This window comes from Pseudomonas sp. SORGH_AS_0199 (genome assembly GCF_031453735.1).
Lineage (GTDB): Bacteria > Pseudomonadota > Gammaproteobacteria > Pseudomonadales > Pseudomonadaceae > Chryseomonas > Chryseomonas aestiva.
On record NZ_JAVJAE010000001.1, the window covers coordinates 1,427,279 to 1,449,009 of the forward strand.

At 66.7% G+C, this 21,731-nt stretch carries 21 protein-coding genes and 1 other RNA gene; 8 read left to right on the forward strand and 14 right to left on the reverse strand.

Annotated elements, in window-relative coordinates; genetic code table 11:
- Both QE444_RS06715 and QE444_RS06720 read right to left on the reverse strand, forming a co-directional pair.
- Positions 1–1,257, reverse strand: a complete 1,257-nt coding sequence (locus QE444_RS06715; RefSeq protein ID WP_309737587.1) for an aromatic ring-hydroxylating dioxygenase subunit alpha — start codon at positions 1,255–1,257, stop codon at positions 1–3.
- A gap of 125 nt (positions 1,258–1,382) precedes the next feature.
- Complete coding sequence (locus QE444_RS06720) at positions 1,383–2,306, reverse strand: LysR substrate-binding domain-containing protein (protein WP_309737588.1); 924 nt, start codon at positions 2,304–2,306, stop codon at positions 1,383–1,385.
- 144 nt (positions 2,307–2,450) lie between these two features.
- On the opposite strand from QE444_RS06720, the gene QE444_RS06725 reads away from it, so the two are divergent.
- Positions 2,451–3,167 (forward strand): TetR/AcrR family transcriptional regulator, encoded by a 717-nt coding sequence (locus QE444_RS06725; protein ID WP_309737589.1) that lies wholly within the window; start codon positions 2,451–2,453, stop codon positions 3,165–3,167.
- 47 nt (positions 3,168–3,214) lie between these two features.
- Here QE444_RS06725 and QE444_RS06730 read toward each other — a convergent pair whose 3' ends face one another.
- Entirely contained in the window at positions 3,215–5,251 is a 2,037-nt protein-coding gene (locus QE444_RS06730; RefSeq protein ID WP_273863115.1) for an NADH:flavin oxidoreductase, read from the reverse strand.
- Positions 5,252–5,428: 177 nt separating this feature from the next.
- On the opposite strand from QE444_RS06730, the gene QE444_RS06735 reads away from it, so the two are divergent.
- From QE444_RS06735 to QE444_RS06745, 3 genes are all read left to right on the forward strand, one after another.
- A complete protein-coding gene (locus QE444_RS06735) occupies positions 5,429–6,178 on the forward strand; it encodes an electron transfer flavoprotein subunit beta/FixA family protein (protein WP_187981206.1) in 750 nt (249 codons plus the stop codon).
- A complete protein-coding gene (locus tag QE444_RS06740; protein WP_273863114.1) occupies positions 6,178–7,104 on the forward strand; it encodes an electron transfer flavoprotein subunit alpha/FixB family protein in 927 nt (308 codons plus the stop codon). Before QE444_RS06735 ends, QE444_RS06740 begins: the two co-directional genes overlap by 1 nt.
- An 85-nt stretch (positions 7,105–7,189) precedes the next feature.
- Positions 7,190–8,071 carry a glycine betaine ABC transporter substrate-binding protein gene (locus QE444_RS06745; RefSeq protein ID WP_309737590.1) on the forward strand — a complete coding sequence of 294 codons (882 nt, stop codon included), beginning with the start codon at positions 7,190–7,192 and terminating at the stop codon, positions 8,069–8,071.
- A gap of 58 nt (positions 8,072–8,129) precedes the next feature.
- On the opposite strand, the gene QE444_RS06750 is transcribed toward QE444_RS06745, so the two are convergent.
- The 3 genes from QE444_RS06750 to QE444_RS06760 all read right to left on the reverse strand — a co-directional run bounded on the left by QE444_RS06750 (position 8,130) and on the right by QE444_RS06760 (position 11,080).
- Positions 8,130–9,659: an FAD-dependent oxidoreductase gene (locus tag QE444_RS06750; RefSeq protein ID WP_309737591.1), complete on the reverse strand. Its 1,530-nt coding sequence runs from the start codon at positions 9,657–9,659 to the stop codon at positions 8,130–8,132.
- A gap of 81 nt (positions 9,660–9,740) precedes the next feature.
- Positions 9,741–10,655: a cation diffusion facilitator family transporter gene (locus tag QE444_RS06755; protein ID WP_309737592.1), complete on the reverse strand. Its 915-nt coding sequence runs from the start codon at positions 10,653–10,655 to the stop codon at positions 9,741–9,743.
- Positions 10,655–11,080 carry a hypothetical protein gene (locus tag QE444_RS06760; protein ID WP_017639149.1) on the reverse strand — a complete coding sequence of 142 codons (426 nt, stop codon included), beginning with the start codon at positions 11,078–11,080 and terminating at the stop codon, positions 10,655–10,657. Before QE444_RS06760 ends, QE444_RS06755 begins: the two co-directional genes overlap by 1 nt.
- A 127-nt stretch (positions 11,081–11,207) precedes the next feature.
- On the opposite strand from QE444_RS06760, the gene QE444_RS06765 reads away from it, so the two are divergent.
- Positions 11,208–11,283, forward strand: a non-coding RNA gene (locus tag QE444_RS06765) — sX9 sRNA.
- 43 nt (positions 11,284–11,326) lie between these two features.
- The gene (gene hrpB / locus QE444_RS06770; protein ID WP_187981211.1) at positions 11,327–13,831 is read left to right on the forward strand and encodes an ATP-dependent helicase HrpB; all 2,505 of its coding nucleotides are present in this window, start codon (positions 11,327–11,329) and stop codon (positions 13,829–13,831) included.
- 64 nt (positions 13,832–13,895) lie between these two features.
- Here the strand turns inward: hrpB and QE444_RS06775 are convergent, their stop codons facing one another.
- Positions 13,896–14,399: an Lrp/AsnC family transcriptional regulator gene (locus QE444_RS06775; RefSeq protein ID WP_133862081.1), complete on the reverse strand. Its 504-nt coding sequence runs from the start codon at positions 14,397–14,399 to the stop codon at positions 13,896–13,898.
- Between the two features lie 138 nt (positions 14,400–14,537).
- Here QE444_RS06775 and QE444_RS06780 point away from each other — a divergent pair, with 138 nt between their 5' ends.
- Positions 14,538–15,473 carry a DMT family transporter gene (locus QE444_RS06780; RefSeq protein ID WP_187981212.1) on the forward strand — a complete coding sequence of 312 codons (936 nt, stop codon included), beginning with the start codon at positions 14,538–14,540 and terminating at the stop codon, positions 15,471–15,473.
- Positions 15,474–15,556: 83 nt separating this feature from the next.
- Here QE444_RS06780 and QE444_RS06785 read toward each other — a convergent pair whose 3' ends face one another.
- Positions 15,557–16,297 (reverse strand): NPP1 family protein, encoded by a 741-nt coding sequence (locus tag QE444_RS06785; protein ID WP_187981213.1) that lies wholly within the window; start codon positions 16,295–16,297, stop codon positions 15,557–15,559.
- A gap of 351 nt (positions 16,298–16,648) precedes the next feature.
- On the opposite strand from QE444_RS06785, the gene QE444_RS06790 reads away from it, so the two are divergent.
- Positions 16,649–17,077, forward strand: coding sequence for a pyridoxamine 5'-phosphate oxidase family protein (locus QE444_RS06790; protein ID WP_309737593.1), 429 nt, complete (start codon positions 16,649–16,651; stop codon positions 17,075–17,077).
- 138 nt (positions 17,078–17,215) lie between these two features.
- On the opposite strand, the gene QE444_RS06795 is transcribed toward QE444_RS06790, so the two are convergent.
- The 6 genes from QE444_RS06795 to QE444_RS06820 are packed head-to-tail and all read right to left on the reverse strand — an operon-like array spanning position 17,216 to position 21,729.
- The gene (locus QE444_RS06795) at positions 17,216–18,421 is read right to left on the reverse strand and encodes an amino acid deaminase (protein ID WP_309737594.1); all 1,206 of its coding nucleotides are present in this window, start codon (positions 18,419–18,421) and stop codon (positions 17,216–17,218) included.
- Positions 18,418–19,191, reverse strand: a complete 774-nt coding sequence (locus tag QE444_RS06800) for an IclR family transcriptional regulator (RefSeq protein WP_273863105.1) — start codon at positions 19,189–19,191, stop codon at positions 18,418–18,420. Before QE444_RS06800 ends, QE444_RS06795 begins: the two co-directional genes overlap by 4 nt.
- Positions 19,192–19,205: 14 nt before the next feature.
- A complete protein-coding gene (locus QE444_RS06805; protein ID WP_273863104.1) occupies positions 19,206–19,592 on the reverse strand; it encodes a RidA family protein in 387 nt (128 codons plus the stop codon).
- Positions 19,593–19,620: 28 nt separating this feature from the next.
- A complete protein-coding gene (locus QE444_RS06810; RefSeq protein WP_273863103.1) occupies positions 19,621–20,397 on the reverse strand; it encodes an amino acid ABC transporter ATP-binding protein in 777 nt (258 codons plus the stop codon).
- Entirely contained in the window at positions 20,394–21,056 is a 663-nt protein-coding gene (locus QE444_RS06815; RefSeq protein WP_273863102.1) for an amino acid ABC transporter permease, read from the reverse strand. Before QE444_RS06815 ends, QE444_RS06810 begins: the two co-directional genes overlap by 4 nt.
- 10 nt (positions 21,057–21,066) lie before the next feature.
- On the reverse strand, positions 21,067–21,729 hold the full coding sequence (locus QE444_RS06820) for an amino acid ABC transporter permease (protein WP_133862070.1): 663 nt from the start codon (positions 21,727–21,729) through the stop codon (positions 21,067–21,069).
- Positions 21,730–21,731 lie beyond the last annotated feature (2 nt).

Genomic DNA, 21,731 nt, shown 5'->3' on the forward strand with positions numbered 1-21,731 from the left:
TCACACCCCGTGGGCCGCGAGGCGGGCGGCGTACCAGCGGGTGAATTGCTCGACGTAGGTCTCGGTGAAGGTCGAGAAGGGGCCGGGCACGTAGGCGGGATCCTGGGTGCCGCGCTGGGTGAGGGCGACGAGCCCGGCGTCCTGCAGATTGGTCGCCTGCCAGACCTCGATCAGGGTCTGGAGGTCGTAGTCGACGCCTTCCACGGCCTCGGCATGGACCAGCCACTTGGTCCTGACCAGGGTCTGGTCCGGGCCGAGCGGGATGAGGTAGGAGACCACGGCGTGATCGCTCATCACGTGGGTCCAGGAGTTATGGGTCCAGAAATGCACATCGCCCAGGTCGCGGCGCTGCAGGTCGCCCAGCAGCCGGGTGCAGGCCACGCGGGTGGTCAGGGTCTGGGATTCGCCGTGGTTGGCGATGACCAGGCGCTGCGAGCGGAACTGGGTGACGCTGTCTTCTTCCAGGTGCTCCACGGCGGCGCAGAGATGGCCCTGGTCTTCCCAGTCCTGCCGGGCCGCGGCATTCTTCGCCTGATACTCCACCAGGGCCTGGAGCGATTCCGGACTCATGCCGTCGGTGCAGACGCCGAAGTCTTCCGGCAGGAAGGAGGCGTTCAATTCCGGATGGCCCGCAGCACAGTGATAACACTCGCGATTGTTCTCGATCACCAGCTTCCAGTTGCCGTTCTCGATGATCTCGCTCTCGTGGGCGATCTTGCTGAGCTGCAGGGCGTAGGGCGCGAAGCGGGACGTCATCTCGGACGCGAGCGTAGCGATGTCCTGGGGTGAGTCTTCGCTCAGGCAGACCAGGATATGGGCACCCACCACCCGTACCGCCACCGGCAGGAGGCTGCGACAGCTGGCGTCGAAGTCCTGGCCCATGTGCGCGGCATGCTTCAGTTGGCCGTCGAGGTCGTAGGTCCACTGGTGATAGGGGCAGACCAGCATGCCTACGGTGGACTTGCCCGCCTCCCTGAGCCGCGCGCCCCGGTGCCGGCAGACGTTGCGAAAGGCCCGGATGTTCTCGTCGTCGTCGCGCACCAGGATGATGGAGGCCTTGCCGATGTCGAGGGTGGAGACATCGCCCGGCTCGGGGATGTCCGCGGTCACGCCGACCACGATCCAGTGCCGGTTGTAGAAGATCTCGAGGTCCGTGGCGAAGACGTCTTGCCGGCCATACAGCTCGCCGGGTAGACCATGACCCGGCTGGCGCTGGGCGAGCAGGTCGCGATGGCTCCTGGCAGGGGCGTTATCCATGGGGCACCTCAGGGGAGACGTTGGCCGGGGGTAGGTGGCCGCAGTATCGAAGCACCCCTGGAAGGGGTCAACGCGCTTTATTGTTAAGCTGGCATGAGTCTGGGTTATGCGATGAAAGCCTTGCTCTAGAGCGGTCCATGGGCGCCTGGCTCGTCGCGTAGCCAGGTCGGCAGCAGCTCGCCCACCACCGACTGGCGACCATGGGGCACCACCAGGTAATAGGCATCGCGCGGCTTGACGATGAAGTCCGTCACCCGGACCAGTTGGCCGTCTGCCAGCAGTGGGGCGACCAGACGCTGCCAGCCCAGGGCGATCCCCAGGCCCTGGGTCGCCGCCCGGATGGTGTCGGCATAGTGGGTACAGCGCAGGCCGATGCGTAGCCGTGGTGGGGTATGGTCCAGGGCGCGGAACCAGGTGCTCCAGGTCATCCAGCCTTCCAGCGTGGCGTCCGAGTCGATCAGCGGACTCTGGTAGAGGTCCGCGATGGAGTGCGGTGCGGCATGGCTCACCAGCCACTCGGGGGCGCAGACCGGAAAGACCTCTTCGTCGAACAGCAGGGTGGCCGTGCCATCATCCCAGCTGCCATCGCCGTAGCGGATGGCCAGATCGGCCTCGCGATGCAGCGGCGGGACCAGGCGCAGCTGGAGATCGGGCAGCAGTGCCTGCAAGGCCGGCAGGCGGGGCATGATCCGCAGATGGGAGAAGGCGCTGGTACAGGCCAGGACGATTTCCTGCTCGGCCTGGCCGTCGAGGATCTTGTCGAAGGTCGCCGCGATGCGCTGCAGGGAATCACCCATGACCAGAAACAGCGCGCTGCCGTGGGGGGTGAGCTGGATGGCCCGGTGCAGGCGATGGAACAGGCGGGTATCCAGCAGTTCCTCGAGAAAGCGGATCTGCTTGCTGACTGCGGCCTGGGTCACCCCGAGTTCCTGGGCGGCCAGGGTGAAGCTGCCAAGGCGAGCGGCAGCCTCGAAGACCAGCAGGGCGTTCATGGACGGGATGAGCCGGCGATAGCCTTTGGAACGTCGCATGGATTCGGAGCGCTGCATGGGAGCCTGCCTTCGCCGGGGCTATGCCTTCAGTCCCGATTCGTCACGGCGGACGCCGTCGAGAAGCAGGAATCCACCTGGGTGCGCAGAGAAAAGCGCGGTGCTGTACAGTTGCTGGACAGTATTGCACGGGATAAGCGGTTGATGGCGCGACAGAGCAAGGCGCGGGACAGGGAAAAGGCCGCCGACAGTGGCTGGCGCGGCTCGGCCGATGGCTGGCTGGAGGCAGCCTACGAGGCCCTGAAGGAATCCGGCATCGATGGCGTCAAGGTGATGCCGCTCGCCAAGCGTCTGAAGCTGTCGCGTACCAGCTTCTACTGGTTCTTCGAGGATCGGGAGCAGCTGCTGGCCGCGCTGCTCGATCGCTGGCGCGACAAGAACACCGGCAATCTGATCCGGCAATGCGAGAGCTATGCGGAAAGCATCGCCGAGGCGATCCTCAATGTCTTCGAGTGCTGGTTGAACGCTGAGCTGTTCGACTCCCAGTTCGAGTTCGCGGTACGCAGCTGGGCGCTGCAATCCGCGGAAGTGACGGAGGCCATCGCCCTTGCCGATCGCACGCGCATGGCGGCGCTTTCCAGCATGTTCCAGCGCTTCGGCTACGACGCCGATGCGGCCGACACCCGGGCGCGGACGCTGTACCTGACGCAGATCGGCTATATCTCGATGAAGACCGCCGAGGGGCTGACCGAACGCTTCCGGCGCATTCCGCACTACACCAGCATCTTTACCGGTGAGCGCCCCACCCAGCGTGAACTCGACCGCTTCTTTGGCAAGTTCGGTTATGCCGAAGCCGAGCCCGGGGTCTTCGTGCCGCTCAGCGAGACCTTCCGCCAGACGCCGGCAGCGGACGAGCTGTAGGGCTGTAGGCAGCTAACCCTGGCCGGCGACCAGGGCGGCTCGCTGGGCTACAGATCCTTCATCAGGCGCAGCGCATCGTAGATCGCCGCATGGGTATTGCGCGCGGCCACGGCATCGCCGATACGGAACAGCTGGAAGCGCCCGGCCGGGTTGGTGACGAGGTTCTGCGGCTTGCCGGCGATCAGGTCCTGGTGCTCCACGGCGCCGTCGTTCTTCGACTGTGGCCGCAGCTCGAAATAGAGATCGTCCAGTGGCACGGTCCCGTGGTTCACCACCACCTGATCGATCACGCGTTCCTTGTGCACCGGGCCGTAGTCGCTCTTGAAGGTGGCGACCAGCCGACCTTCGCGCCGTGCGACCCGGTCGACGCGGTAGGTCACCGTGAAGGTCACGTCGAGGTCCTGCAGCGTCCTCATGTAGGGCACCAGGTTCATGGCCATGACTTCCGCGGAAAAGGCCCGATCCGGGGTGACGATCTCCACCTGGGCGCCGCTCCTGGCGATGACCTCGGCGGCCTGCAGGGCGGCATGATCGCCGGCGTCGTCGAAGATCAGCACCTGACGACCGGGTTTGACGTCGCCGGAGATGATGTCCCAGGTCGAGACGGTGAGGTCGTTGCCCTGGCTGAGGATCTCGGTGTGGGGCAGGCCGCCGGTGGCGACGATCACCACGTCGGGTTCTTCGGCCAGCACCGTGTCGGCCTCGGCCCAGGTGTTGAAGGCGAATTCCACGCCCAGGCGTTCGCACTGGGCCATGCGCCAGTCGATGATGCTGATCATCTCGCGCCGCCGTTCGCTCTGGGCGGTCAGGCGGATCTGGCCGCCGGGGCGATCGGCGGCTTCGAACACCTTGACGCGGTGGCCGCGCTCCCCGGCTACCCGCGCCGCTTCCAGACCGGCCGGGCCGGTACCTATGATCACCACCTTGCGCGGCAGCGCCGCCCTGGGGATGTCGTGCGGCATGGTGGTCTCGCGGCCGGTGGCGGCGTTGTGGATGCAATAGGCCGCGCCCCCCTGGTAGATGCGATCCAGGCAATAGTTGGCGCCGACGCAGGGGCGGATCTCTTCTTCGCGCTTCTCGATGATCTTGCGCACAATATGCGGATCGGTCATGTGCGCCCGGGTCATGCCGATCATGTCGACCTTGCCCGAGGCGATGGCGTGGCGCGCGGTGGCGACGTCGGGAATCTTCGCGGCGTGGAAGGTCGGAAAGCCGGTGGCCGAGCGGATTTCACCGGCGAAATCCAGGTGCGGCGAATTGCGCATGCCCTGGATCGGGATGACGTCGGTCAGGCCGGCATCGGTTTCGATATGGCCGCGGATCACGTTGAGGAAATCCACCAGGCCACTGTCCTTGAGCAGTCGGGAGATGGTCATGCCGTCGTTGGCGTCGATGCCGCCGGGCAGGGTCTCGTCGCCGGTGTAGCGAATGCCCACCAGGAAGTCTTCGCCGCAGCGCTGGCGAATGCCGCGCAGGATCTCGAAGGTGAAGCGCATGCGATTTTCCAGCGAGCCGCCATAGGGGCCGTCCAGGGTATTGGTCAGCGGCGACCAGAACTGATCCATCAGATGGCCGTAGGCCTGCAGCTCCAGGCCGTCGAGGCCGGCGTACTTCATGCGCTCGGCGGCGTCGACGTAGTCCTTGATGATGCGCTCGATATCCCAGTCTTCGATCTGCTTGGGGAAGGCCCGGTGCGCCGGCTCGCGCTCGTGGGAGGGCGACACCACCGGCAGCCAGTCCGCCTTGTCCCAGCGGGTGCGGCGGCCCAGGTGGGTGAGCTGGATCATCACCGCCGCGCCATGCTCATGGCATTCGTCCGTCAGGTCCCGCAGCCAGCCCACCACCTCGTCCTTCCAGGCCAGCACGTTGTTGAACACCGGCGGGCTGTCGCGGGAAACGGCCGCCGACCCGGCCGTCATGGTCAGGGCGACCCCGGCCTTGGCGCGCTCGACGTGATAGGCGCGGTACAGCGCCTTGGGCATGCCGTCCTCGGGATAGGCCGGCTCGTGGGACGTGGTGATGATGCGATTGCGCAGGGTCAGGTGCTTGAGCTGGTACGGCTGCAGGAGCGGATCGGTGGACATCTCGGGCTCTCCGGGCTGAAGACATCAGGCGTGTTTTCACTCAATCTGGGGTGAATGTACATTAGTGTCAATAAATAAATCCATCGTGTACATTTCTCTTGCCGACGACGCCGAGCCATGGCTAGGATTGGCCCATCTCAGGTGGTAGCCACGGCCCCAGGGGCCCCAGGAGAGACGATGAAAGTGCTGGTCGCGGTGAAGCGCGCCATCGATCCGAACATCAAGGTGCGGGTGAAGACCGACGGTTCCGACGTCGAGCTGGCGGGCGTCAAGATGGCCTTGAATCCCTTCTGCGAAATCGCCGTCGAGGAAGCCATCCGCCTCAAGGAGAGGGGCATCGCCCAGGAGGTCGTGGTGGTGACGGTCGGCGGCAGCGCCGCGCAGGAGCAATTGCGCGTGGCCCTGGCCCTGGGAGCGGATCGAGCGCTGCTGGTGGAGCTGCCGGGCCCCCTGGAACCCTTGAACGTGGCCAAGGCGCTGACCCGGGTCGTCGAGCGCGAGCGTCCGGACCTGGTGCTGTTCGGCAAGCAGGCCATCGACCAGGAAAACAGCCAGACCGGCCAGATGCTGGCGCAACTCGCCGGCCTGCCCCAGGCCACCTGCGCCTCGTCGCTGAGCCATGCGGCGGGTGAATGGATCGTCGAGCGTGAGATCGATGGCGGGCGCCAGACCGTCGCGCTGCGCTCACCCGCGGTCGTGACCTGCGATCTGCGGCTCAACGAGCCCCGCTATGCCTCGCTGCCCGCGATCATGAAGGCCAAGAAGAAGCCGCTGGAGATGCTTGACGGCACGGCGCTGGGCATCGCGACCAAGACGCATACCCGCTTGCTGGGCGTGCAGCCTCCCATCCAGCGCTCAGCCGGCATCCGGGTCCAGTCCGTCGATGAACTGGTGAGTCACCTCAAACAGCGTGCGGGAGTGCTCTGATGGCTACCTTGATCCTCGCCGAACAGCACCAGGGCCAGCTCAAGGCTGGCACGGCGAACGTTGTCATGGCGGCCAGGGAGCTGGCGCAGCCCATCGAGTTGCTGTTGATCGGGCCAGGTGCTGCCGCGGCGGCGGAGCAGGCGGCGGCCCTGGTTGGGGTGGACCGGGTGCTGGTGGTCGAGACCGCCGCGCCGTGCGCCCCGGAAAGCCAGGCCGAGCTGATCGCCGGGCTGGCGGGCCGGCAGCCCGGGCAGTTGTTGGCCGAGGCCAGCGTCCAGGGGCGTAGCGTCCTGCCGCGGGTGGCAGCCTTGCTGGATGTGGGGATGATCGCCGAGGTCATCGGCATCGACAGCCCGACCGTGTTCCGCCGGCCGATCTATGCCGGCAATGCCATCGCCCGAATCGAATCCCTCGATGAGGTGCAGGTCCTGACGATTCGCGCGTCCGCCTTCGCCCCGGCGGAGCAGGGGGAGCCGCCTTGCCCGATCGTGCGCCTGGAACAGGCGTTGCTACCGGCGGCGAGCCGCGTCGTCAGCGAGGTGCTCAGCACCAGCGCACGGCCCGAGCTGGGCAGTGCCCGCGTGGTGGTATCCGGCGGGCGTGGTCTGGGCAGCCGGGAGAACTTCGCCCTGGTCGAGCGGGTGGCCGATCGACTGGGTGGCGCCGTCGGGGCCTCGCGCGCCGCGGTGGATGCCGGCTTTGCCGGCAACGACCTGCAGGTGGGCCAGACCGGCAAGCATGTCGCGCCCGATCTCTATGTGGCCGTGGGGATCAGCGGCGCCATCCAGCATCTGGCGGGCATGAGCGGTTCCAAGGTCATCGTCGCCATCAACCAGGATGCCGAGGCGCCCATCACCCAGGTGGCCGACTACACCCTGGTGGCCGATCTGTTCCAGGCCCTGCCGGATCTGGAGCGGGCGCTCTAGCGGACGCTTTCTACTCAACAACAACACGTTCTTCGCCTTGAGACTGCCAGCAACAACAACACTACAAACGCCGGAGATAGAGCTGATGAATGTCGTACAGAACATGAAGCGCAAGGTGCTGGGTCTGGTCGCCGTGGTGGGCCTGACGATCGCCAGCCAGGTAGTCCAGGCCGCCCAGGGACCGGTCCGCATTGGCTGGGTCAACTGGTCGGACGCGGAAATCACCGCGAAGCTTGCCCAGGTCGCCATCGAAGACCAGCTGAAGCTGCCGGTGAAGCTGGTGCAGGCCGACATCGGCATCCAGTTCCAGGCCATGGCCAATGGCAGCATCGATCTCATTCCCATGGTCTGGTTGCCCACCACCCATGCGGTGTTCGTCGACAAGCACAAGGACCGGCTCACCGATCTGGGCGTGCTCTACGAGGGCAAGCTGGGGATGGCGGTGCCGGAGTCCGTTCCCCAGGGCGAACTCTCCAGTATCGAGGACCTGAAGAAGCCGGAAGTGCGAGCCAAGCTCGACGGCAAGATCCTTTCCTCGGAAGTCGGCAATGGCCAGTACAAACTGACCGAGAAGGCCTTCGACGTCTATCAGCTCAAGGGCTACAAGATCGTCGCTTCGTCCGAAGTCGGCATGCTCACCGAGATGGATCGCAATCTGAAGCGCGGCAAGTGGTCGGTGATCAATGCCTGGAGTCCGCACTGGATGTTTTCCAAGTGGAAGCTGCGCTATCTCGACGATCCCAAGGGGGTCTTCGGCACGGCGGAGCAGATCCATGCCATGGCGCGCAAGGAATTTCCGGCCGAGTACCCGCAGGTTGCCACCTTCTTCGCCCACTACCACCTGCCGGCCGGCGACTTGCAGCAGCTGATGCTCCAGGCGCGTGACAGTTCCGCCGACAAGGTCGTGGCCGATTACTACGCGGCCCACAAGCAGCTGTTCAGCGAGATGTTCAACGCGAAGAACTGAGGCGCCTCGGAGCGACCGGAACGCCCCTGTCCCGCAGGTGCGTCCGGGTCGTTCCCGCTCAGGACGTTGCCAGGACGTCCAGGGCACGTGCGCGTGATAGCGGCTGGCGCATGAGCTGGCTCAGCACCGCGGTGGCGTGCTCCCGCTGGCAAGCCACGACGCCGACCACCCGGTCTTCGGCCAGCAGCAGGGCGACGAAGGTCTGGTCGCCCAGGCTGCCGTCGAGGTGCATGTCGTCCCACTGGCGGGGATGACCGAGGTATTCGTAGCGCTTGCCGTGATGCAGGGTCCAGAAGAAGGGCACGTCCGTGTAGCGTTCGGCGTGGCCGAGCAGATTGCGCGCCGCCAGGCGGCCGTGTTGCTGGGCCAGGCGCCAGTGTTCGATGCGGGTGGGTTGGCCGGCATGGGGAAAGGTGGCCAGATCGCCGACGGCGTAGAGGCCCGCGGCGGCCTGGAGCTGGGTATCCACCGGGACGCTGCCGTCATCCGCCAGGGGCAGATTGGCCAGGAAGGCGGTCGCCGGGGCGATGCCGGTACCCACCAGGACCAGGTCGGCGGGCAGGTGGGTACCGTCCTTGAGGCTGACCTGGCGCACCTGGTCGTCGCCGGCAAAGCCCACCACCTCGCTGGGAGCATGGAAGGTCACGCCATTGGCTTCATGCAGGGTCTTGAAATGCTGGCCGAGGGTCTCGCCCATCTGCTTGACGAAGGGCAGGAAAGCGGGGGCGACCACGTCCACCGCCAGGCCCTGCTTACGCAGGGCGGAGGCGGCTTCCAGGCCGATGAAACTGGCACCGACGATCACCGCGCGGCCCTCTGCAGGCAGATTGGCCAGGATGGCGGCCGCGTCGGCGCGGGTCCGCAGCAGGTGGACGCCCTTGAGCCCGGCACCGGGCACCTCAAGGGGCCTGGGTTCGCCGCCGGTGGCGAGCACGCAGCCGTCGTAGCTCAGGGTCTGGCCGTTGGCGAGTTGCAGCTGGCGGAGCTGGGGATCCAGGCGCGTCACCTCGGCGTGCAGGCGTTCGATGCGCTGCTGGCGGAAGAAGTCGGCCTCGCGCAGCGGTGGGGCTTCATCGGGGGCCTTGTCGCCCTGGAGGACGAATTTGGACAGGGCGGTCCGGTCATAGGGCTCACCCGGTTCGCGGCCGATCAGCAGCAGGCGGCCGCCAAAGCCGAATTCTCGCAGGGCCGCCGCTGCGGCGGTGCCCGCGGCGCCCGCACCGATGACGATGAACAGGCGATCGTCGGACTGGGGCTCCGCCGTCTGCGCGGGCAGGGGCTCGGTCCCGACCAGCACCTCGCCGTCGCGCACGTCCACCGGATAGCGTTGCAAGGCATCCAGCGCCGGTGGTTCGCAGAGGTGGCCATCGTCGACGGCGAAACTCGCCTTGTGCCAGGGACAGACCAGGCGGCCCTGACAGACCGCGCCCTCGGCCAGCGGCGCGCCGGCATGGGGGCACTGCGCTTGGAAGGCACGTACCTCGTCACCGACGCGCAGCAGCAGGATTTCGGTGCCTTCGATCTCGACCGCGGTGCCGCGGTCTTCGCGCAGGTCGGCAAGGCGCGCGACCGGGTGCATGGTTTTCATGGTGGACTCCGGCGCCGTCTGGGGCGCTCTCTCGAATCAGGCTCAGCAGATTCGAGAGAGCGCAACGGCGCCAGGTTCCGCTCAGGAGGCGGGCGGCAACGGATGACGGTGCGGAACGTCGGGTGCGTCCAGCGGATCGGCGTGGACCAGCACCTCGGCCTGGGGATACTCGGCGCGGATGGCGGCTTCCACTTCGTCGCACAGCACATGGGCACGGGACAGGCTCATCTCGCCCGGCAGCTCCAGGTGCAGTTGCACGAACCAGTGATTGCCGGAGAGGCGGGTGCGCAGGTCATGGGCACCTTCCACCCCCGGAACCTGGCAGGCCAGCTGCAGCATGTGTTCGCTGATGTCGGCGGGCAGTTCCTGGTCCATCAGCACGCCAAAGGAATCGCGGGCGATGCCGTAGGCGCTCCAGAGGATGTAGAGGGCGATGGCCAGGCCGAACAGCGGATCCAGCCAGTACCAGCCGAAGCCGGTCAGCGCCAGGGCGATCAGGATGCCGACATTGAGCAGCAGATCGGAGCGATAGTGCAGGGCGTCGGCGCGGACCACCGTGGAGTCGGTGAGGCGGATGACGTGCTGCTGATAGGCCACCAGCACGGCGGTCAGGGCCAGGGAAAACAGGGTGACGGCGATGCCCAGGGCATGGGCGCCCAGGGGTTCGGGTTGCTGCAGCCGCCCGATGGCCTGCCAGGCGATGAGCACGGCGCTGACGCCGATGAAGACCGCCTGGGCGATGCCGGCCAGGGACTCGGCCTTGCCATGGCCATAGCGGTGGTCGTCGTCCGCCGGCTTGAGGGCGTAGTGCACCGCCAGCAGATTGAACACCGAGGCCAGGCCATCGAGCAGCGAGTCGGTCAGGCCGGCAAGCAGACTGACCGAGCCGCTGAACCACCAGGCCACGGCCTTGGCCAGGATCAGCGTCGTCGCCACCGCCACCGAGGCGGCAGTGGCGCGACGCAGGAGCCGCTCGGTGCCGTGCGGGTCGCTCATCAGGCGCGCGGGGCGAGGCCCAGGCTGGCGAGCTGCTCGTTGCTGCCGCTGCGCTGCAGCAGGCGCGGATCGTCCAGCGGCAGGTTGTGGCCGGTGGCCTGCTGGATGATGGCCTTGAGGCGCGCGCGATCGACGCTGCCATCCGGGTTGACCGCCTTGTTCAGCTCGCTGGGATCAACCTCGGCGCGCTTGTTGTCGGGCAGGTAGATGGCGCCGGTGGCGAAGTCCACGCCAAAGGCGATCAGGCCGGGAATGATGTAGAACAGCAGGCCGATGGCATCGAGGGCGACGATGCCCGGATCGATCCGGCCACTGCCGGTGATCTGGCCGCGGCGCTCGGGATAGAACAGCGAACCGCAAGCGGTCAGCTGGGTGAACAGGGCTGCGGCGAGGACGCCACACACCGCGCGGGTACGCATCGACATAGACAACCTCCGGTTGGATGAGGCCGCCACTATAGCGGCCGGAATCACGGCGGGCGAGACGCTTTGGAGCGACAAACAAAACTACTGCGCGTCTGCCATACAGGCGCGTGCAGTGCTCGGAATCCTCATGTACCACTCGTACACTGCGGTTCCTGCGCGCCGCGCGCACCTGCCTGACAGCCGCTCGCTACATTTTGTTAGCCGCTCTTATACTGCCCGCCCCGTTGAGACCACCGGCCGTGCCCAATGACGCCCTTGCCCATCGATGTTGTCCTGCCCGAGCTGCGCCAGGCCCTCGCCCACCGCGATGACTGCGTGCTGGAAGCGCCGCCGGGGGCCGGCAAGACCACCCGGGTGCCCCTGGCGCTGTTGCATGAGCCCTGGCTGGCCGGTCAGCGCATCCTGCTGCTGGAGCCGCGCCGGCTGGCGGCGCGCGCCGCCGCCGAGCGCCTGGCCGCGGAACTGGGCGAAGGCGTTGGCGAGACGGTGGGCTATCGCATCCGCCTGGAAAGCCGGGTAGGCCCGCGCACCCGCATCGAGGTGGTCACCGAGGGCATCCTCACCCGACGGCTGCAGGACGATCCGGCGCTGGAGGGCGTCGGCCTGGTGATCTTCGACGAATTCCACGAGCGCAGCCTGGACGCCGACCTGGCCCTGGCGCTGACCCTGAGCGGCCGCGAGCTGCTGCGTGACACCCCGCTCAAGCTGCTGGTGATGTCGGCAACCCTGGAAGGCGAACGCCTGGCTGCCTTGCTGGGCGGAGCGCCGGTGGTGCGCAGCGAAGGGCGCATGTTTCCGGTGACGACCCGCTGGAGCCGACCGCTCGGCCAGGACGAACGCCTGGAGGCGCGGGTGGCCGCCACGGTGCTGCAGGCACTGGACGAGGAGACCGGCAGCCTGCTGGTCTTTCTGCCCGGCCAGGCGGAGATCCGCCGCACTGCCGAGCGCCTGGCGGAGCAACTGCCCGCGGGGGTATTGCTCTGTCCGCTGCACGGCGAGCTGGAGCTGGCCGCCCAGCGCGCGGCCATCGAGCCGGCGCCGGCGGGTACGCGCAAGGTGGTGCTGGCCACCAACATCGCCGAGACCAGCCTGACCATCGAAGGGGTGCGGGTGGTGGTGGACGCGGGCCTTGCGCGCGTGCCGGCCTTCGATCCCGGCAGCGGCATGACCCGCCTGACCACCCGCCGCATCTCCCGTGCCTCGGCGACCCAGCGCCAGGGTCGCGCCGGCCGCCTGGAACCGGGGGTCTGCTATCGACTCTGGTCGGAAGAGCTGCATCAGCAGCTGCCGGCCTATGACAGCGCCGAGATCCTCCAGGCCGATCTGGCCGGTCTGGCCCTGCAACTGGCGCGCTGGGGCATGAACGCCGAGGAGCTGGCCTGGCTCGATCCCCCGCCCGCTGCCGCCCTCGCCCAGGCCCGCGATCTGCTGCTGCGGTTGGGCGCCCTGGACGACCAGGGCGTGCTCACGCCTCACGGCCAGGCCATGAGCGGCCTGCCGGCCCATCCGCGGCTGGCCCACCTGCTGTTGCGCGGTCAGGCCTGGGGCCTGGCCGAGCGTGCCTGCGAGATCGCCGCGCTGCTGGGCGAGCGCGACCTGACCCCGGGGCAGGGCGCCGATCTGCACACCCGTCTCCTGCTGCTGGCGGGCGAAGGCCGGGGGCCGCGCGGCGGCGTGGCGCGCATTCGTCAGCTGATCCGCCAGTATCGCGGCCTGTTGCGCGGCCCGGCCGGGCAGCCGGTGGCCGATCCCGAACACCCGCGCTGGACCGGCGCTTTGCTGGCCTGCGCCTATCCGGATCGCATCGCCCAGCAGCGCAAGGCCGGCGGCCAGGACTATCGCCTGGCCAATGGCCGGGCCGCCAGCTTTGGCGAGCCGGATGGGCTGATGAAATCGCCCTGGCTGGTGGTGGCCGACCTGGGCAGTCGCCAGGGGCAGCGCGAAGAGCGCATCTACCTCGCCGCCGAACTGGATCCGGCGCTGTTCGAAGGGCCGCTGGCCGAGCAGGTGGTGAGTCACGACGAACTGGACTGGGATGAACGCGAGGGGGTGCTGCGTGCGGAACGCCAGCGGCGGATCGGCCAACTGGTGCTGAGTCGCGAGCCGCTGAAGAATCTGGACGCCGCCGCCCGCAGCCGGGCGCTGCTCGGGCTGGTGCGGCGCAAGGGCCTGGAGTTGCTGCCCTGGACGCCGGACTTGCGCCAGTGGCAGGCGCGGGTGGCGCTGCTGCGCCAGCTGGACCTGCAGCAGAAGCAGACGAGCGACTGGCCGGATGTGAGCGACGCCGCCCTGCTGGTCAGCCTGGAAGACTGGCTGCTGCCCTATCTGGAGCGCGTCACCCGGCTGGCCCATTTCGCCACTCTGGACCTGGCCACCATGCTGCAGGGCCTGCTGCCCTGGCCGCTGCCGCGGCAATTGGACGAGCTGGCGCCGCGCAGCCTGGCGGTGCCCTCCGGTTCCAGCATCCGCCTGGACTACAGCGAGCAGCCGCCGGTGCTGGCGGTACGGCTGCAGGAGCTGTTCGGCCTGGCCGACACCCCGCGCCTCGCCGGTGGACGACTGGCGGTCAAGCTGCACCTGCTCTCGCCCGCGCGGCGACCGGTGCAGGTCACCCAGGACCTGGCCAGTTTCTGGGCCAATACCTATGGCGAGGTGAAGAAGGATCTCAAGGGTCGCTATCCCAAGCACTACTGGCCGGACGATCCCTTGATCGCCGAACCCACGGCGCGAGCCAAGCCGCGGGGAACCTGACCGAAGCCTCGAGCGGAACCGCCTGGACGTAGGCCCGACCTGACTGGCCTGGCGTTCCGCACGCTCAACCGTTGCTGCCGGCCGGACGCTTTCGCAGATGATTGGTGGGCAGGGCCGTGGTGTATTTCACCTGGCTCAGGGCAAAGCTCGATCTGATGCTGGCCACGACGGGGATGGACGTCAGGCAGTCGAGCAGGAGCGTCTGGTATTTGCTCAGGTCTTCGCTCACCACCCGCAACATGAAGTCCGCCTCGCCGCTCATGAGGTAGCACTCCATCACTTCCGGGCGCTCCTTGATCGCATTGGTGAAGATCTCCAGGGACTGCTTGTCCTGAAGCTTGAGCGACACATGCACGAAGACGTTGATGGCCAGGTTGAGCGCTGCCGGATCGACCAGCGTCACAGCGCCGCGCAGGACGCCACGCTCCTTCATTTCCGCGACGCGTCGCCAGCAGGGTGAAGCGGAAAGGCCCACGATGTCGGCCAGCTCCGCATTGCTGAGCTCCGCATTTTCCTGAAGCGCATCGAGGATACGCAGGCTGGCCTCATCGAGCGTCGCTCGGCTCATGGTGAGATTTTCCTATGCTGCTCATTTTGTGGGTAGAACTTACCTATCTTCTCTTTTTAGAGGAACAGATAGGTGCGTTTTTTCGCTGGTATCGCCGCATCATGACCCTGGGAAATCTGCTTGCGACAGGGTGGCACCATGAGCGTTTCAATCCAGCATCTGGCGAAAAGCCGCATCAAGGGCCGGGGCATCTCCTCCACCTACCTGTGCCTGGGACTCATGGTGCTGCTGTGGGGCAGTAGCTGGCCGGTGACGAAGCTTGCCCTGCACAGCGTGCCGCCGCTCTGGCTGGCGACCCTCAGATTCGCCAGTGCCGCGCTCTGCCTGTTCGCCTATCTCGGCGTGCGCGGGCAACTCAGGCGGCCCACCCGGCAGGACCTGCCCATCGTCGCCAGCGTTGGCCTGTTGCAGATGATGACCTTTACCGGACTCGGCATGGTGGCGATGGTGCATGTCGACACCAGCAAGGCCGTGCTCCTGGCCTACACCACGCCGCTGTGGTGCGTGGTCGTGGCCTGGGTGCTGTTTCGTGAAGTGCCGACCCGGCTGCAGCTTGCCGGGCTGCTGGTGGGGATGGCGGGCGTCGTCGCGGTCTGCTCCCCTGGAGAGCTCGACTGGACGCAGCCGGACACCCTCGTGGGGGCGGCCTTCCTGCTGCTGGCGGCGGTGAGCTGGGCGTTCGTCATCCTGCATGTGAAGCGCCACCGCTGGGTAACCCCGGCCCTGCTCCTGGCGCCCTGGCAGATGCTGTTGGCCACCATTCCCCTAGCCATTGCCGCCTACCTCGTCGAGGGGCCGCCGGTCGCCATCGTCTGGGATCGAACGCTGGTCGAGGCACTGTTGTTCATCGGTCCGATCGCGACGTCGGCCTGCTTCGTCATCTCGGCGGAGCATGGGCGGAGGATCTCCACGTTCGGCATGTCGAATTTCACCCTGGGGGTGCCACTCGTGGGTACCGCCTTCTCCTGTCTGGCGTTTGGAGCGACCGTCTCCCCGCTGTTTCTCACCGGGCTCGGTCTGGTGATCCTGGGGGTCGGGGTCTCGGCCCTGGCTACGCGGACCGGGCGTCGCTAGCGGGGTGTCTCCGCAGTCGCCAGCACATCGTTGGCTGGACGCCTGCGGCCACGCAGCCAGGGAGCCCCAGCTACCCCACAGGATCACTGGGTCTGCCAGGCCTTCTGCAGGTTGGACCAGAAGGCCCCGCCATCCTTGAAGGGTACGTTTGCCGCGCCAAAGTCATAGCTGTTCAGGGTGTTCTTGGCGGGTACCGGCATCCGGCTCCAGCTGATCAGTGGCTGGCTACGCCCCATGTCGTTGGTGGCATCGGGAGAGTGGTCGGCGAAGCCCTTGTAGGTCGCATGATAGGTAACCTTGGGATGGACGCCCTGGGCAAGATAGCCGCTGCGGCCGCGCCAGACGGGCGGATTGAAATTCACCTGGTATTTGCCGTGGGTGGAATAGTCTATCTTCAATATGGGCGAGCCGACTTTGCACTCATTGGTCCAGACGACGATATCTTCCCAGTCATGGCGATGACCGCCGGCGGCGCCCAGATAGTTCGGCGGCTGATCCTTGGGGAAATACCAGGAATACATGATCGCGCAGTGTTTGAAGTATTCGGCCATGCGCGAATAGACCTGGCCATTGGTGCCGCGACAATGTCCATCCGGAGCGCCCGAGGGATGCAGGCCGCCGCTGACATTGCCCGCGGAATCCACCGCCGGATAGTTGTTGCAGGAGTCCGGACCGTCGGCAATCATCGGCTGATAGTAGTATTCGACGGCGGTGGCGTCGGCACGGATCTGTTGTACCTGATCGTGGTTGATAACGGCGGCGAATACCGGTGACGTCAGGCAGAGTGTCGTTGATACCATCAATAGCGAGATCTTACTGCTCATGAAGAATCTCTCCGCTAAGTAGTAGGGCTGGCGTTCATTCGAAGGCGTGGTGCTTGCCGAAAGTTGCTGTATCGGCAACCAAGTCGAACTTGGTCCGCTGGGATTTTCCCTGGCGCGCTTGTTGGTTTTATTTAACGGCGGTGACACTTGAATGGCAGGTGCGGCCTAAGAAAGGGAGCGTTGGCATAAGGCGACAGGGGGATGACCGATCTGCATGAGTGCAGGTCATTTCCACTGAACGCCCTCCGTCCGAAAAGCCCGGTCGCGGCCGCTGCGCCGGAACCAAGCGGCAGCCGCCCCCGGTCTGAATGCAGACGGGCACTGCCTGCCCGCCCAACCGGAGCGACCCCCATGGCCGACAAGACCCTGCACGACCTTTCCAAAGCGATGCGCGATCTGGATTTCTGCATGCTGACCACCGGCACCGGGCGTTTGACCAGCCGGCCGATGAGCAACAACGGCGACGTCGAATATGACGGGGACTCCTGGTTCTATGCCTACGAGGACTCGGCCAAGATCCGCGACATCGAGCAGGATCCGGCGGTGGGGCTGAGCTTCAGCGAGGGCAAGAGTCTGCTCGGCAAGCCTGGCATCTTCATCGGCATCGAGGGGCATGCCGAGCTGATCCGCGACAAGGCGCAATTCGAGGCTCACTGGACCAAGAGTCTGGACCGCTGGTTTCTCCAGGGTACCGACACGCCCGGCATGATCCTCATCAAGGTGCATGCCGAGCGCGTGCGTTACTGGGATGGGGAGGAAGAGGGTGAGCTGCGCCCCTAGGCTTTGTCTGAAAGGTGCCTGCACTCGGTCATGCTGCGTTAAAAATCTGTTCGGAATGCTCATTTACCATTCGTAAACTCCGCTTCCTCACAGATTTTTGCCTTGCCTGACCCTCGTTCGACGACCTTTCAAACAAGCCTAAAAGCAGGTCGCGAAGGTCTCCACGACCTGCAGACCTTCGACGATGCAGCCCTGGCGCCACTTGTCGAAGGTCAGGCAGGGGTGGGAGGTGCCCAGGGCGATGATGTCGCCGATGGCCAGTGCGGTCCCCGGGGCCACCACCATGAAGGCGTGCTGGTCCATGATGGCCGTGACCGTGCAGCCGCTGACGTCTACGGCGTCGGCAGCGGTCTGGTCCGGTCGGTAGCGGCGCAGTGGCAACGGCAGGCCGGCATCGTGGGCGATGTCGCGCTTGCCCAGCGCCAGGATGGCGAAACCGGGTTCGGGCATGGACTGCACATGAGCCCAGACCTCCAGCGCCGGTTGCAGGCCCTCGTTCAGACCGGTGCGGGCCAGGACGCCACACTGGGCATCGCGATAGATCCCGTGGTCATGGACCACATAGCTGCCGGGACGCATGACGGCGAGAAAGCGCTCGCGCACTTCCAGCTGGTCGAAGGCGGCGGCGATCAGGTCGTACCAGGCCGAACCCGAGGCGGTGACGATGGGGCGGTCGAGGGCGAAGGCGCCCTGGCCGCGCAATTCCTCCGCCAGGCGCACCAGGGAATCGGCGAAGGCGCGGATGTCGGTGGCCGCCTCGGCGCCATGGATCACCCCCTCGTAGCCTTCGATGCCGGTCAGGCGCAGCGCCGGTTGCCCGGCGATGGCGCGGGCCAGTTCACGGACCTCGGCTTCGCTGCGGCAACCGCAACGGCCGCCAGGTACGCCGTATTCGATCATCACCTGCAGCGCCAGGCCGCGTGCGCCAAAGAAGACACCCAGGGCGGTGACCTGGTCGGGATGATCCACCAGGCAATGGAAGTCGAAGTCCGGATCGGCGGTGAGCAATTCGGCGATCAGCGCCATGTTCGGCGCGCCCACCAGCTGATTGGCCATCAGTACCCGGCGCACGCCATGGGCCTGGGCGGCGCGGGTCTGCACCGCGGTGGCCAGGGTCATGCCCCAGGCACCCGCGGCCAGTTGTCGCTGGAACAGCGCCGGCGCCATGCTGGTCTTGCCATGGGGCGCCAGTTCGGCACCGCGCTCGCTGGCGAAGGCCTGCATCCAGGCGATGTTGTGGTCGAGTGCGTCCTGGTGGATGACCAGGGCGGGCAGGGCGATGTCGCTGAGCAGGCTGGCGCCAGGACTGGCGGCGCCTTTCTCGGGGGCGTTGAGAGGGGTCATGGATTCTCCTGGCCGCCCAGGCGCTGGGACAGGCGGCGGGCGCTGTCGACCAGCACCTGGCGGTACTCGGCATGGTGGGCCTGGGCGTCGGCGCGGGGCGCCACGATGCACAGGGTGGCGATGCTCAGGCCGCTGGCGTCCTGCACCGGGGCGGCGAAGCAGTGGGTGTAGGTGTCGGCGATGCTGTCGAAGGAAAAGAAGCCTGCGGCGCAGGCGCTGCGGATCTCGGCGATAAAGGTCGCCGGGGCCAGGCGGCTGCCGTCGGGCAGGATGAAGTCGTCCGGATCGATCAGGGCGAGGATCTCGGCATCGCTCAGATGACCGAGCAGCAGTCGTCCGGAAGCGGTCCAGGGAATGGGCGCGTCCTCGCCGACATTGGACGAGATACGAAAGGCGCGGGCGCCTTCCTTCATCAGCGAGACGGTGTACTTGCGGCCGTTGAGCTGGCACAGCTGGGCGGTCTCGCGGGTCTGGGCGACGATGTCGTCCAAGAGCAGCCCGGCCTCGCGGGCCAGATCGAAGTGGCGCAGGTGCGCCTGGCCGAGAAAGTACAGCTCGCGGCCCAGGTAGACCTGACCGTCGTGGCCCACGGCATCGAGCATGTGCCGCTCCAGCAACAGGCCGACCAGGTCGTAGACGGTGGACTTGGGAATGCCCAGGCCGGCGGCGATCTCGTTGGGTCGCAGCGGCCGACCCACCCGCTTGAGGTGATCGAGGATATCGAAGGCGCGGTCCAGGCCGCGGGCGCGCTGGCGGGTAGGTTCGGTCATGGCTCCGGGTTGTCTCAGCTCTTGGGTTTGTAGGCGATGCAGTCGATCTCGACCTTGCAGTCCACCATCATGGAGGATTGCACGCAGGCGCGCGCCGGGGCGTTGCCGGCGAAGTACTCGGCGAACACCTTGTTGAAGCTCCAGAAGTCGCGCGGATCGTCCAGCCAGACGCCGGCGCGCACCACGTGTTCCAGACCGTAGCCGGCTTCGTGGAGGATGGCGATCAGATTCTGCATGGTCTTGTGGGTCTGGGCGACGATGCCGCCGTCGATGATCTCGCCATTCTCCATGGCCACCTGGCCGGAGACGTGCAGCCAGCCATCGGCTTCCACCGCGCGGGCGAAGGGCAGGGGTTGGCCACCTGCGCCGCGTTCGCCGGCGCCGTATCGAGTGATGCTCATAAGGTTGCTCCTGTTACGGGGGAAGGATTCAGAAAGAGGTCCGGCCGAGGAATTCGGCGAGACGGGTGGAGCGCGGCCGCTCGAACAGCTCGCGGGGCGGACCCTGCTCCTCGATGCGGCCCTGGCTCATGAAGACGATGCGATCGGACACCTCGTAGGCGAATCTCATCTCGTGGGTCACCAGCAGCATGGTCATGCCGTCCTGGGCCAGGTCCTTGATCACCGCCAGCACCTCGCCGACCAGCTCCGGGTCCAGCGCCGAGGTGGGTTCGTCGAACAGCATCAGACTGGGATTCATGGCGATGGCGCGGGCGATGGCCACCCGCTGCTGCTGCCCGCCGGAAAGCTGGCCGGGATGATAATCGCGGCGCTCGATCAGGCCGACCCGGCGCAGCCACTGCTCGCCGATGGCCACGGCTTCGTCCTTGCCCATCTTCTTGACCTTGCGCAGGCCGAGGGTGACGTTTTCCAGGGCGGTGAGGTGGGGAAACAGATTGAATTGCTGGAAGGCCATGCCGGTGAGCGAGCGCTGGCGGGCGATCTCGCGCTCCGGCAGGCGCTGGCGGCGACCGCCTTCCTCGCGATAGCCGATGGCCTCGCCGGCCAGCCGGATGCTGCCGCCCTGGAAGTCTTCCAGCAGGTTGACGCAGCGCAGCAGGGTGGTCTTGCCCGAGCCGCTGGAGCCGATCAGGGTGACCACGTCGCCGCGATCCAGGGACAGGTCGATGCCCTTGAGCACCTCCACGGCGCCAAAGCTCTTGTGCAGGTCATTGATGCTCAGCAGGGGGACGTTGGAATCGGTCATGGCAGGGTCACCCGTTTTTCCAGATAGCGGCCGAGCCGCTCGATGGCGAAGTTGATGAGAAAGAACAGCAGCCCGGCGAACAGATAGAACTGCAGGGTCATGAAGGTGCGGGCGATGACCTGCTGGCTGCTCAGGAGCAACTCGGCCACGCCGATCACCGAGAGCAGGGTGGAGGCCTTGACGATCTCGGTGGAGGCGTTGACCCAGGTCGGCAGGATCTGGCGCAGCGCCTGGGGCAGGAGCACCTCCTTGAGACTCTGGGCGAAGGTCAGGCCGATGGCCTTGGCCGCCTCGTGCTGGCCACGCGGAATGGCCTGCAGGGCGCCGCGGACGATCTCCGCCACATGAGAGCCGCAGAACAGCAGCAGCGCCGCGGTGCCGGCCTGGAAGGGCGTGGGCCGCAGGCCCAGGGCCGGTGCCATGTAGTAGCAGGCCAGCACCAGCACGAACACCGGGGTACCCCGGATCAGGTCGGAATAGATGCGGAACGGCAGGCGCAGCGGCCAGCGCCCGTAGGTCAGCGCCAGGCCGCCGAGGGTACCGAGCAGGGTGCCGCCCAGTACCGCCAGCACGGAGCAGGCCAGGGTGGTGGCGAAACCGGCGGCCAGGGTCTGGCGGGCGTTCCACAATTCCAGGAACCAGGAAGGGGCTTCGTACACGATCGGGCTCCTAGCGGGTCAGGCTCAGCCGCCGCTCCAGCTGGCGCAGCAGCAGGGCGATGACGTAGCAGGTGAGGATGTAGAGGGCGCTGGTCACCAGCCAGGTCTCGATGACCCGGTAGCTTTCCAGGTTGATCTTGCGCGCCTGGTAGGTCAGTTCCGGCACGGCGATGGCCGCCGCCAGGGAGGTGTCCTTGAACAGCGAGATGAAGCTGTTGGACAGCGACGGCAGCACGTTGCGCAGCATCACCGGAATGATGACGTAGGCCTTGATCTGCCATTCGCGCAGGCCGATGGCCAGACCCGCCTCGCGTTGGCCCTTGGGAATGGCCATGAGGCCGCCGCGAAACACCTCGGCCAGGTAGGCGCCGGCGTAGAGCGCCAGGGTGATGAGAAAGGAGCTGAGCTTGTCCAGGCGGATGCCGATGCTGGGCAGGGCGAAGTACAGCAGGAGGATCAGCACCAGGATCGGGGTGTTGCGCACCAGGGTGACGTAGCCCGCCGCCAGCCAGCGCAGCGCCCGCACCGGCGAGAGCAGGGCGAAGGCCGTGGCCAGGCCGATCAGGCAGCCGATGGCGATGCCCACCAGCGCCAGCTGCAGGCCGAGGGCGAGCCCGGCCAACAGGTGGTCCAGGTTCTGCCACACGGGGGCGAAGTTGAGGGTGTAGTTCATGC